We start from the raw sequence: 12,351 nt of genomic DNA, 5'->3' as shown, positions 1-12,351 counted from the left end.
CGAAAGTGAGCAGGCTCACGGCGTCGCCTTGGCGCTTCCGGCGGCATTGAGCAGCAGCCGGTCCAGCGAGGCCGCACCGGGGCCGGCGATGGCAAGCCACAGGAAGCCGGCGAAATAGGTCGCCTCCTCGAAGCCGAGCAGCGACTGCAGCGAATCCACCATCTCCCATTTGGCCGACTTGATCGCCACCAGCATGGCGAAGGCGAGCATGGCCGCGGGGATGCGGGTGAACAGGCCGACGATCAGCATGATGCCGCCGAAGAACTCCACGCCCGAGACGAAGGGGGTCATGATCTTCGGGAAGATGATTCCCCATTCGGTAAAGTTCTCGATCATCTGCGGCAGGTTGTTCAGCTTGCCCCAGCCGGCCAGCATGAAGGTATAGCCGACGACGATGCGCATGATCAGCGGCCCGGCCCAGGCAAAATGCGCGGCGATGCTGGACGGCAGCAGGATCAGCAGATTGACGATGAAATTCATGGGGTAACCCTCTCGAAATATCGCACCGATCGCCGCTGACGGCAGTCCGTCGGGGCACGCAAGATGCCCCGGGGCCAAGACCTGTCCTGGCAGGAGTTTCGAGCCGGGCGGCCCGCTTGTTACAGGGCTTCGCGGAAATTTTGCCGGCTGCTACCCGAATTGTTGCAGCGCAGGAAATGTCTCCAGCAGCCAGACGCTGACATTGGTGATGGCGCCGGTGAGGAATGCGATGCCGGTGATCACCATCAGCACGCCCATCGCGTGCTCGACCCGCGCCAGATGCTTCTTCATCCGCATGAACAGCTCGGAGAACTGTTCGACGGCGAACGCCGCCAGCAGGAAGGGAATGCCGAGCCCGGCGGAGTAGAATCCGAGCAGCATCGCGCCCTTGGCGACGGTGGCCTCGGCCGCGGCCACGGAAAGGATCGCGGCCAGGATCGGCCCGATGCAGGGTGTCCAGCCGAAGGCGAACGCCAGCCCCATCACATAGGCGCCCCACAGCCCGACGGGCTTGGGGATCGGCAGCCGGCCCTCGCGCATCAGGAAGCCGATCCGCGTCAGTCCCAGGAAGTGCAGGCCCATGACGATGATGACGACGCCGGCGAGGATCGACAGCTCTGCCGACCAGGCGCGGATCAGCCCGCCGATCAGGGAAGCGCTGGCGCCGAGCGCCACGAACACGGTGGAGAAGCCCAGCACGAACATCACCGCCGAGGTCATCACGGCACGTCGCGAGGTCTGCGCGCTCTCGTCGTTGGCGACGTGCTCGATGGTGGCGCCGGTCAGGTAGACCAGATAGGGCGGCACCAGCGGCAGCACGCAGGGCGACAGGAAGCTGATCAACCCTGCCAGAACCGCCGCCGGGACCGATACGTCGTGCATGCCTCACCTCGGGAAACTCGCGTCGTCTATCCTATTGGCTTGTACGAGGGCAACATTCCAGTGGTTTCGCGGCGGAGGGGGCTTTATCGCGGTCACAGAGCCGTGTGTAACTTATCCCGTCGCGATCCGTATCATGTGAGCTGGATCAAGCCAGCCTGACCCCGGAAGCCTCGATGCGCATCGGAATCCGCAGCGCCATTTCCGCCCTCGTGCTGACGTCCATCGTCGTCAGCGCGATCGTGGTGCATTTGCTGTGGTGGCGCACCGCCAACCAGGTCAGCCAGACGCTGGCCGACACCATCAACGACCAGATCGTCGCGGCGGTCGGCGACCAGCTGCAATCGATCACCACTGAAGCCCGCTCCGCCTCGATCGCGGTGCGCGCACTGCTGACGGAAAAGGTGCTCGACATCCGCGACGCCAAGCGCAGAAAATTCGTGTTCCTGTCGCAGCTGCAGGCCCAGCCAACCATTTCCTGGGTCGCTTTCGGCTGGCCCGACAATTCGTTCTTTGCCGTGCACAAGCTCGGCGATGCCGGCGTCGAGACGCTCGAGATCGGGACCGACGCAAAGCTCAGCATCGAGCGATACGACTTCGAGGAAGGCGACATCAAGCTCAGGGACAGCCGCGTCGAAGACACCAAATATCGGGTCACCGAGCAGGAGTGGTACAGCGGCTCCGACCTCTGGTCGACGCTGACGGTCCACCCCATCGGCGAGCGGCCCGCCGCGGCGTTTGCCGTGACGATCGAGATCGACGACGTGCGCACCGGCGTGCTCGCCGTCATCATCGAGCTGACGCGGGTATCGAACTTCCTGTCGCAGCTCACCGTCGGCAAGTCGGCGGGCGCCTTCATCCTCGATCCCGCAGGTAATGCCATCGCATCGCCCGACGCCAATGCCGACGAGCTCAACCCGCTGAAGACCGAACACCCGCTGTTCCCGGTCGCCGTCGACGCGATCCGGCAGGCCGGCAGCGCCTACAACCCGGCGGGCTCGCAACCCTTCAATACGGCCGTCGTCAGGGACGGCAAGGCCTACAAGACCGTGCTGACGCCGATCTCCTTTCCGGGCTGGTCGCTGGTGACCGTGGTGCCGGAATCGGAATTTCTCGGGCCGGTGCAGGCGACCATCCGCAACCTCCTGATCGGGCTTGCCGTGCTGATCGCCTTTGCCGGCCTGCTGTCGGCGTGGCTGGCGCAGCGCCTGATCGCGGCGCCCCTGATCAGGGTGGTCAACGAGATCAGGCATGTCGAGCGCTTCGACCTCGACAAGGTGCAGCGGCATTCCTCGCGCCTGACGGAGATCGCCAACCTCTCGGGCGCGATCGGCGACATGGCGCAGGGGCTCGCCGCGTTCCGCAAATATATCCCCGCCGACCTGGTGCGGCGGCTGGTCAGCGACGGCAACGGCGCCCGGCTCGGCGGCGCGGTGCGGCCGATGAGCGTGCTGTTCATCGATCTCGCCGGTTTCACCGGCATGTCGGAGCGGATGGGCGACCGCATCATTCCCGTGCTGTCGCGCTATCTCGACGTGGTGTCGGCGCAGATCCAGGGCGCTAGCGGCACCATCGACAAGTTCATCGGCGATGCCGTGATGGCGTTCTGGGGCGCGCCGTCGCCCAATCCGGACCACGCCGTCGATTGCTGCCGCGCCGCGCTGGCCTGCAAGCGCGCGGTGGAGGAGGCGGGCCTCGTCGACGACCGCGGCGAGAAGGTGAAGGTCCGCATCGGCATCAATTCCGGCGACATGCTGGTCGGCAATATCGGCTCCGAGGTGCGGCTGAACTACACCGTGATCGGCGATGCCGTGAACATCGCAAGCCGGCTCGAAAGCACCAACAAGGCTTACGGTTCCACCATCATCATCGGTCCGGAAACGCGCCGCCTCGCCGGTGACCGCATCGTCGTGCGCGAGCTCGACCGCCTCGCGGTCTATGGCCGCGCCGGGGGATTGCAGATCTACGAGCTGCTCGGCATGACCGGCGAATGCGAAGACTTGCGCGAATGGGTCATGACCTATGAAGCCGGCCTTGCCGCATGGCGCGCCGGCGATTTCGACGGCGCCATCGGTTGTTTCGAGTGGGCGCGGAAGCTCAGGGAAAGCGACGCGGCGTCATCGCTGATGATCGAGCGCTGCAGGCACCAGATCGACAACCCTACCGCCGAAGGCTGGGACGGCACCACGGTGGCGCGGACGAAGTAAGCGATTTGCCGCAGGCTCCACTCAGGCGGCAGGGTTGCGTGGATGGCTCTTGACCTCCCTGCCGACAGATGGTCGGAAGGCTGGCCGGGAGTGTCACCATCCTTGAAAGTGTTGCTGGCCCATACGCCGCAGATGCGGCGCGACTATTACGGCGAGCGCAGCCTGAGCGGCCTGCGCGCCGTGGCCGACGTGAAGCTGCACGAAGGCGACTCGGCGCTCGATGCGGCCGCGCTGATCGACGCAGCTGATGACGTCGACATCGTCGTCGCCGACCGCATGACGCAGGGGCCGGGCGAGATTTTTGGAAAATTGCCGAAGCTGCGCGCCTTCGTGCGCTGCGCGGTCGATATCCGCAACATCGACGTGGCCGCGGCATCGAGCGCAGGCGTGCTGGTGACGCGCGCCAGCCCCGGCTTCGTGCAGTCGGTCGCCGAGCTCGCGCTCGGCTACATGATCGATCTGTCGCGCGGCGTCTCGCGCGCGACGGCGGACTATCACGCGGGCAGGGCGCCCGAGGTCATCATGGGGCGGCAGCTTGCCGGCAGCCGCATTGGCATCATCGGCTTCGGCAGCATCGGCCGCTATCTCGCCGGCCTTGCCAAGGTGCTGGGCATGGAGGTTCTCGTCGCCGATCCCTTCGTCACCATCGATGACGTGGCGATCCGGCACGTTTCTCTCGACGATCTCCTCGGCCGATCCGATTACGTCGTCTGCCTCGCCATCGCCAACGAGCAAACCGAGAACCTGATCGGAGCGGCGGCGCTGGCGCGCATGCAGAAGCATGCCTTCTTCATCAACCTGTCGCGCGGCAATCTCGTCGATGAAGCCGCACTCGCCGCGGCCCTGCGCGATGGCCGCATCGCAGGCGCCGCCATGGACGTCGGCCGCGCGCCGGACCAGATGCCGTCACCGGGCTTGGCGAAACTGCCGAACGTGATCGCGACGCCGCATGTCGGCGGCCTGACGCCGCAGGCGATCGAGCATCAATCGTCGGAGACCGTGCGCCAGGTGGCCGAGATCGTCAAAGGCAACGCCCCGGTCGGCGCCGTCAATGTCGAGAGCTGGACGCGCCGGCCGGAGACGACAGCATGAAGAGCCGGCTTCCCTTCTATTACGGCTGGATGATCGTCGCCGTGGTGTTCGTCACCATGGCGATCGGCGTCAACGCCCGCACGGCGTTCTCGCTGCTGTTTCCGCCTGTCATCGCCGAGTTCGGCTGGGATCGCGGCGTCACCGCCGGCGCGTTCTCGTTCGGCTTCGTGGTGTCCGGCATCATGAGCCCCCTGATGGGTCGGCTGATGGATCGCTACGGTCCGCGCGCGGTGATGGAGCTCGGCGTGGTGCTGATGGGCGGCGGCATGCTGCTGGCGCCGCTGACCACGCAGCCCTGGCATCTCTACCTCACCATCGGCGTGCTGGTCGGCGCCGGCAGCGTGTGCCTCGGCTATTCCGGGCAATCGCTGTTCGTGCCGAACTGGTTCGTCCGCCGCCGCGGGCTGGCGCTCGGCATCGCCTTTGCCGGCGTCGGCGTCGGCTCGGTGACGCTGCTGCCATGGGTGCAGCTTATGATCGAGCAAACGGGATGGAAGACCTCCTGCACCGCGATGGGCATCCTGATCGTCGTCGTGCTGGCGCCGATCAACCTGTTGCTGCGCAAGCGTCCCGAGGACGTCGGCCTGTTGCCCGACGGCGATCCCGCGCCGACCGCGACGTCGGCCAAGCCCGTCTCCAACGTCGTCGACCCCGTGTGGGCGGGTACCGACTGGACGCTGAGTCTTGCGGTGCGCCCCGCGCGGTTCTGGTGGATCGCGATCGGCTATTTCTGCGGCCTCTACATCTGGTACGCGGTGCAGGTGCACCAGACCAAATTCCTGCTCGACATCGGCTTCTCGCCCACCGTCGGCGTCTGGGCGCTCGGCGTGGTCAGCCTGCTCGGCATTCCCGGCCAGATCTGGCTCGGCCATCTCTCCGACCGCATCGGCCGCGAATCGGTATGGGCGATCGCCTGCCTCGGCTTTGCGATCTGCTTCGCCGCGCTGGTGGCGCTGAAATACTGGCCGAGCCTGTGGCTGGTCTATCTGATGGTGCTGACGCAAGGCGCGCTCGGCTACGGCCTCACCTCGGTGATGGGCCCGGTGGTGCTGGAGATTTTCCAGGGCAAGCATTACGGCAGCATCTTCGGCACCATCATGCTCGCCGCACTGGCCGGCGGCGCGGCGGGCCCGTGGGCCACCGGCCTGCTGCACGATTTCACCGGCGACTACACCATCGCCTTCGCGGTCGGCATCGCCGTGAGCCTGCTGTCGGCGCTCGCGATCTTCCAGGCCTCGCCCGGCAAGGTCCGCGCCGTCGCGGGGAAGATGCCGCAAGTGTACGGGCCTACCTAGCGGGATGATGTTAACCGAGCAGTAATGACCGACGCTCAACCTAAAAGAGCAAATGGAAGCGAGCGATGATCCTCTTCATGTGGGCGATAATATTTGCGGTCGCCGTCATTCCTGGAGGCTTGATCGGTTGGTTGGTCGGGAAAACGCCGCTTCCAACGTTGCTCTGCATGGCCGTCCTCGTCGGCGGCTCAATGGCGGTGGGGTTCGCAGCCTCGCTACGAATTTTCAATCAATCGGATATGACGGCGAAATATCATTCCGAAAATCTCATCATGTTTGCGCCGCCCATTATCTTGGCGATGATGCTTGGACTATGGATTAGTCGTGCGAAGAAGCGGCCTCCGGTGCGGCCTTGGTATTTGCCCCCAGAGAACGATAAGTAGCGCCGGGAGGCGTCTTCCCAAGCTTGGCTATGGCAAGGGCCGGTGGCGATGTCAGCTTGTGGCCGCCCTTAGCAGACATTCCGGCCATACCCCCGACTGTCCGCCCTTAAGAGGAAAGCGGACATCGCCGCGCCTGCGTGAACCTGCCAAGTATCAGAACTCGCCTCACTTCACATCGAACGTCTCTCCGATCGCTTCCTGCAGGTCGTCGAGCGCGCGCAGGAAACTATCCGGCGGCGTGGTCTCGGGATCGATCAGGCGATGCAGCCGGAAACCGTCTTCCAGCGCCAGCAGGATGGCGGCGACCCATTCCGGCCTCTCGAAATTCTTGCCCTCGTGCTTCGAGATGATCGCGACGATCTCGGTGAGCATCTGCCGCCGCGCGCGCAGGCGCTTGGCCAGTTCCGGCCGCCGCTTCTCGGCGCGGGCCACGAACAGGATCATTTCCATATTGAGCAGCGGCGAGCGGCCGAGCGGATCCTGGCGCGTGCGATCCATGTTCCGGAATGCTTCGAGGTAGTCCTGCAAGTCCTGATGCTTGGCCAGAAGGTCGAGGTTGCGCTTGATGGTCTGCTCGACGTGATCCTCCAGCATGGCGACGATCAGTTCGTCCTTGCTGGCGAAGTTCGAGTAGAACGCGCCGCGCGTGAAGCCGGCCGCGGCTGCGATCGCCTCGATGCTGGCGGCGCTTATGCCCTGTTCCTCGAATACGCGGGCGGCCGCCTCGAATAGCTTGTCGCGGGTGTCGTCCCGGGTCGGTCTGGTTCTCAACCTTGACATCGGCGCAGATTAGGGCAGAATGCAACTCGATACAACAATGTATCGAGTTGCATAACGATAATCAGCGCGGCTAGAGCGTCTTCAAGCGAAGTGGATGCCGGTTCGCGTGAAGAAAACGCGTCAAGACAAGCTCCAGGGAGGTCTGTCATGAACGAGCACGTTCAGCCTGCGACCAGCGCACCGCTTTTCAATCCGCTCGCGCCGGAGTTCATCCGCAACCCCTATCCCCATTACGAGAAGCTGCGCACGTCGGATCCGGTGCATCTGACCCAGCACGGCATGTACCTGGCGAGCCGCCACGCGGACATTACGCTCGTGCTGCGCGACAGGCGGTTCGGCAAGGACTATCCCACGCGCATGGAGCGGCGCTACGGCCCCGACATCATGAAGGAGCCGATGATCCGCAACTTCGCGCTGACGATGTTGCAGCAGGATGCGCCCGATCACACCCGCCTGCGTGGCCTCGTGGTGAAGGCTTTCACGGCGCGGCGGGTCGAGGACATGCGCCCCCGGATTCAGCAGATCGTCGACGAGACTCTCGATCACGTCATCCCGCAAGGCAAGATGGACCTGATCGAGGACTTTGCATTTCGCCTGCCGGTCACCGTGATCTGCGACATGCTCGGCATTCCGCCCGAGCATCGCGAGATGTTCTACACCGGCGCCCGCGATAGCGGCCGGATCCTCGAGCCGGTTCCGTTGACGCCGGAAGAGATCAAGCAGGGCAACGCCCGCCAGGCGATGGCGAAGATGTATTTCGACCAGCTGTTCGATCTGCGGCGCAAGAATCCCGGCGACGACCTGACGACGCAGTTGCTGCATGCCGAGGAAGACGGCAGTAAGCTCAGCAACGAAGAGCTTTACGCCAACATCATCCTGCTGTTCGGCGCCGGCCACGAGACCACCGTCAACCTGATCGGCAACGGCCTGCTGGCGCTGTTCCGCAACCCGGACCAGCTCGCGCTGCTCAAAGCCAAGCCGGAACTCATAACCAACGCGATCGAGGAGTTCCTGCGCTACGACTCCTCCGTGCAGATGACCGGCCGCACCACGCTGGAGGACGTTGAGCTCGGTGGCAGGCCTATCCCCAAGGGCGAGGCCGTGTTGTGCCTGCTCGGATCGGCCAACCACGATCCCGCCGTTTATCCCGATCATCCGGAGCGGCTGGATATCACCCGGCCGAACGTCAAGCCGCTCTCCTTCGGCGGCGGCATCCATTTCTGCCTCGGCGCCCAGCTGGCGCGCATCGAGGCGGAGGTCGCGATCTCGACCCTGCTGCGCCGGCTTCCCGACCTGCGGCTGGATGACGCGGAAAACCCGGAATGGCGGCCCTCTTTCGTCCTGCGCGGCCTCAAGCGGCTGCCGGCAAGCTGGTAGAGTTCAGTCCCGGCATCCCTCGCGATGCCGCTGTGACTTCGCCTTAGTTGCCCCTATATTCCCCGGTGTCCCGGCGCCGGTTCCTCGACGGTTGCGGCCGCGCCAGTGGCACCCGAGAGGAGACACCGTGCAGACGACCCTGCTCGGATTGGCGATCGCCTTCATCATCGCGTTGGTGGCGGCGCTCGTCGGGCCGTATTTCATCGACTGGAGCCAGTTTCGCCCGCAATTCGAGGCCGAGGCGAGCCGGATCGTCGGCGCGCCGGTGCGCGTGGCCGGCAAGCTGGACGCGCGGCTGTTGCCGGCGCCCTCGCTGCAATTGCGCGAGGTGAGCGTCGGCGGCGCCAACGACCTCGGCAAGGTGCGCGCCGAGAAACTCGACGTCGAGTTCAGCCTGGGCTCGCTGATGCGCGGCGAATGGCGCGCCACCGAGCTTACCGTCAACGGCATGGCGCTCGACCTCGGCCTCGACGCGCGCGGCCGGATCGACTGGCCGGCCGCGACCGGCAGCTTCAATTTCGGCCAGCTCGCGATCGATCGGCTGAACCTCACCGGCCGTATCGCCCTGCACGATGCCGCAAGCCGCTCCACGCTTGAGCTCGGCGACATCGCGTTTTCCGGCGACGTGCGCTCGCTCGCCGGCTCGATCCGCGGCGACGGCAATTTCCTGCTCGCCGGTATCCGCTATCCCTTCCGCGTCTCCTCCGGGCAGACCCAGGACGGCAGCGGCACCCGCGTGCACCTCACCGTCGATCCCGGCCAGCGCGCGCTCGCCGTCGATCTCGACGGCGGCCTCACGTTCGACCGGCGCGCGCAGCGCTTCGATGGATCGGTGACCGTGGCGCGGCCGGCCGCGACGGCCGATCCCACCGCCCAGCCATGGAAGATCACCGCCAAGGTCAAAGGCGACCACATGGCCGCCAAGCTCGATCAGCTGGATGTGAGCTTTGGGCCGGAGGAGCGCGCGCTGCGCCTTGCCGGCACGGGCGAGGCCAGCTTCGGTGCCTCGCCGTTGCTGCGCGCGCAGCTGGCGGCGCGGCAGCTCGACATCGATCGCTTCGTCGCCAGGGACAATGCGAAGGAAAATGCCAAGGAAAATGCGAAGGACAATGCGGCCGAGCCGGCGCGGGCAGTGCCGGCGCTGCGCACGCTGCTGTCGGCAATTCCATCGACGCCGTGGCCGGTGCAGGTCGAATTCGGTTCCGACCAGATCACGCTTGGCGGCCGCCCGGTGCAGGACCTTGCCATCGAGCTGCGCGCCGACGGCGAGGCCTTGAGCGTGCGCAAGCTCGAATTCCGCGCGCCGGGCGGAACGCGCGTTTCGCTGAGCGGCGCCGGTGCGCAGGATGCCGCCACGTTCAAGGCCGCGCTCAGCGTCGATTCCGCCGATCCCGATGCGCTGGTGACCTGGCTGCAGGGCCGCAGCGATCTCGCCTCTCGCAGCCAGAAGCCGCTGCGGTTGCGCGGCGAGGTCGACGCCGCGCCGCACGGCATCGCGATGTCAGCGATGAAGGCGGAGTTCGACGGCGGCGCCGTGGAAGGCCGCGTCGCGATCTCGCATCCGCGCCCCGACGCCGGCACGCGGGTCGAAGCGGATTTGAAATCCGAGCGCCTCGATCTCGATGCCGCAACCGCATTGCTGCGTTCGCTGGCCGGACCGCAGGGTGACTGGCCGCAGGAAGTGCAGATGTCGCTCGACATCGGCCGCGCCATCTCCGCAGGGCAGGAGATGCGGCCGCTGCAGGCGAAGTTTGCCTATGGTCCGAAGTCGCTGACGCTGGAGCACCTGGCGATCGGACGGCCCGACAACGTCACCCTGGAAGGTTTTGGCAGCTTCGACCGCGCCGGCGTCACCGGAAAGCTGGCGCTGAGCTCCACGGCGGCTTCGTTCGGCCAGCTCACCGCGTTGATCAATCCATTCGCGCCATCGCTTGCGGCGCGTTTGAACGCGATGGGCGCAGGTCCGGGTGCCGCGCGGGCGCAACTGGTCCTGGATCTGGAGAAGGGCAGCGCCGACCGCGCCAATGCGCGCATCGCGCTCGATCTCGACGCCGCGCATTTGAAAGGCACGGCAACGGTCGCGGCGAAGCCGCCGCTGTCGGCGATCAACGGCATCGATCTGGAGACGCTACGCCGATCCGAGCTTGCCATCGAGACGAAGCTGACGGCCGCGCAAGGCAACGCGCTGTTGACGCTGCTCGGCCTCGACCGCGCGATCGTCGCGGGCGAGGGGCCGGTGCGTCTCGAAGGCTCCGCCAGCGGCGCCTGGGGCGCGCCGCTGCAGCTGAAGGCGAAGCTTTCCGGCAGCGGGCTCGACGCCGAGGCGCAGGGCTCGGCCGACCCGTTTGCGCAGGAGGCGAGGGCGGACGTCAACCTGCGGATCGGCAGCGCCAATCTCGCTCCTCTGCTCGACCTGAAGCCGGCCGATGCGCTGGCGCGGAATATCGCGCTGGCGTCGCGGCTGACGGTGGCCGGCAGCAGATGGACGTTCGACGGTCTCGACAGCACCATCGCCGGCTCGCGGCTGCGCGGTCGTGTGACGATCGCGCTGGACGGGCAGAAGTCGATCGAGGGCGAGGTGGGGCTCGATGCGCTGGATCTGGCTCAGGCGTTCGGGCTTGCGATCGGCGCGGCGGGCCATGACACCGCCGAGCCGCTCGGCGCCGGCCTGGTCAAGGGCTGGCGCGGCCGCATCGCCTTCCAGGCGCTGCGCGGGGCGCTGCCCGATAGCTTCGAGCTGCAGCCGGTGAGCGGCACGGTCAGGGCCGACGGCCAGTCGCTGGTGTTCGAGGATATCTGGGGCAAGGTCGGCGGCGGCGACGTGACCGCGACGATCGATGCGAGGCCAGGCGCTGACGGCATCTCGCTCAATGCGCGCGTGTCGCTCGGCAATATCGACGGCGGCGCCTTGCGCTACCGCGCGCTTGCGGTGCCGAAGGGCCGCGCTACGATCCAGATGACCCTGACCAGCCAGGGCCGCAGCGCTGCGGCCCTGGTCGGCGCGCTCTCCGGCAGCGGCACCGTCACGCTGCAGGCGGCGAAGTTTGCCGGGCTCGATCCGCACGCCTTCGAGGTCGCGGTGCGCGCCAGCGACAGCGGACAGGTGCGCGACGAAACCAGGCTGAGGCAGATCGTCGAGCCCGCATTGGCGGCAGGCAGCCTGTCGGTCGGCTCGGTGCAGCTGCCCTTCACCATCCGCGACGGCCGCATGCGCCTCGCCGCCACCGCCATCGATGCGCAGGGCGTGCGCGCGGTGATATCGGGCGGCTACGACATTCCCGCCGACCAGGCCGACATCCGCGCCTCGCTGGCGCTGACGCTTGCAACGTCCACCAGCGGCCGTCCGGAGATCCAGCTGTTCGCGGCGGGCACGCCGGATGCGATGACGCGCACGGTGGACGTCGCCGCGCTGTCGTCCTGGCTTGCGGTGCGCGCCATCGATCACGAGACCCGCAGGTTGGATGCCATCGAGCGCGGCGAGCCGCCGCCTCCGCCGCCGACCCCGGTTTCGATTCCAAGGGACCCGGATGCCGCCGAGGCTCTCGGCTCGGCGCTCGAGCCTTTGACTCACGTGCCGATGCCCGCCCGCGATCCGCGCGGCGCCAAACGGAAGGCGGCGAGCCCGCCGCCGCGCCTGCCTTTGCCGCCGCCACCGGTCGCCGCGGCGCCGCCCCCGCCGCCGGCCCAGCAGGCCGCCCCGCTGCCGCCGCCGATCGAGGTGAAGCCCGCGCCGGGCGCCGTGGCGAGGCCACGGCCGAAGCCGCCAATGGCGTTGACGCCGCAGGTCGCCAATCCGCCGCCGCGTCCGCCGGTGCAGAACTAGTGCATGATCTCGCGTAGGATTCCGATGTTGCGGAG

At 66.8% G+C, this 12,351-nt stretch carries 9 protein-coding genes; 6 read left to right on the top strand and 3 right to left on the bottom strand.

Going from position 1 to position 12,351, the window contains the following annotated elements:
- Positions 1–15: 15 nt before the first annotated feature.
- Both ACT4OC_RS13670 and ACT4OC_RS13665 read right to left on the bottom strand, forming a co-directional pair.
- Positions 16–480, bottom strand: coding sequence for a DoxX family protein (locus ACT4OC_RS13670; RefSeq protein WP_444839526.1), 465 nt, complete (start codon positions 478–480; stop codon positions 16–18).
- A 150-nt stretch (positions 481–630) separates the two neighbouring features.
- Positions 631–1,362 (bottom strand): cytochrome c biogenesis CcdA family protein, encoded by a 732-nt coding sequence (locus ACT4OC_RS13665; RefSeq protein ID WP_444839525.1) that lies wholly within the window; start codon positions 1,360–1,362, stop codon positions 631–633.
- 173 nt (positions 1,363–1,535) lie between these two features.
- Between ACT4OC_RS13665 and ACT4OC_RS13660 the strand changes: the two genes are divergently transcribed.
- From ACT4OC_RS13660 to ACT4OC_RS13645, 4 genes are all read left to right on the top strand, one after another.
- On the top strand, positions 1,536–3,566 hold the full coding sequence (locus ACT4OC_RS13660; RefSeq protein ID WP_444839524.1) for an adenylate/guanylate cyclase domain-containing protein: 2,031 nt from the start codon (positions 1,536–1,538) through the stop codon (positions 3,564–3,566).
- Between the two features lie 102 nt (positions 3,567–3,668).
- Positions 3,669–4,658, top strand: coding sequence for an NAD(P)-dependent oxidoreductase (locus ACT4OC_RS13655; RefSeq protein WP_444839523.1), 990 nt, complete (start codon positions 3,669–3,671; stop codon positions 4,656–4,658).
- Positions 4,655–5,953 carry an MFS transporter gene (locus ACT4OC_RS13650; RefSeq protein ID WP_444839522.1) on the top strand — a complete coding sequence of 433 codons (1,299 nt, stop codon included), beginning with the start codon at positions 4,655–4,657 and terminating at the stop codon, positions 5,951–5,953. The genes ACT4OC_RS13655 and ACT4OC_RS13650 overlap by 4 nt, the downstream gene beginning before the upstream one ends.
- Positions 5,954–6,018: 65 nt before the next feature.
- A complete protein-coding gene (locus ACT4OC_RS13645; RefSeq protein WP_444839521.1) occupies positions 6,019–6,336 on the top strand; it encodes a hypothetical protein in 318 nt (105 codons plus the stop codon).
- Positions 6,337–6,501: 165 nt separating this feature from the next.
- Here the strand turns inward: ACT4OC_RS13645 and ACT4OC_RS13640 are convergent, their stop codons facing one another.
- On the bottom strand, positions 6,502–7,116 hold the full coding sequence (locus ACT4OC_RS13640; RefSeq protein WP_444839520.1) for a TetR/AcrR family transcriptional regulator: 615 nt from the start codon (positions 7,114–7,116) through the stop codon (positions 6,502–6,504).
- Positions 7,117–7,263: 147 nt separating this feature from the next.
- On the opposite strand from ACT4OC_RS13640, the gene ACT4OC_RS13635 reads away from it, so the two are divergent.
- Both ACT4OC_RS13635 and ACT4OC_RS13630 read left to right on the top strand, forming a co-directional pair.
- Positions 7,264–8,493, top strand: coding sequence for a cytochrome P450 (locus ACT4OC_RS13635; protein ID WP_444839519.1), 1,230 nt, complete (start codon positions 7,264–7,266; stop codon positions 8,491–8,493).
- 127 nt (positions 8,494–8,620) lie between these two features.
- Positions 8,621–12,316: an AsmA family protein gene (locus ACT4OC_RS13630; protein WP_444839518.1), complete on the top strand. Its 3,696-nt coding sequence runs from the start codon at positions 8,621–8,623 to the stop codon at positions 12,314–12,316.
- The last annotated feature ends 35 nt before the right edge of the window (positions 12,317–12,351 follow it).

Origin of the sequence: Bradyrhizobium sp., assembly GCF_052389815.1 — a bacterium.
Lineage (GTDB): Bacteria > Pseudomonadota > Alphaproteobacteria > Rhizobiales > Xanthobacteraceae > Bradyrhizobium.
The sequence above is the reverse complement of the archived record's forward strand: the minus strand, read 5'-3'. Positions and strand labels throughout refer to the sequence as shown.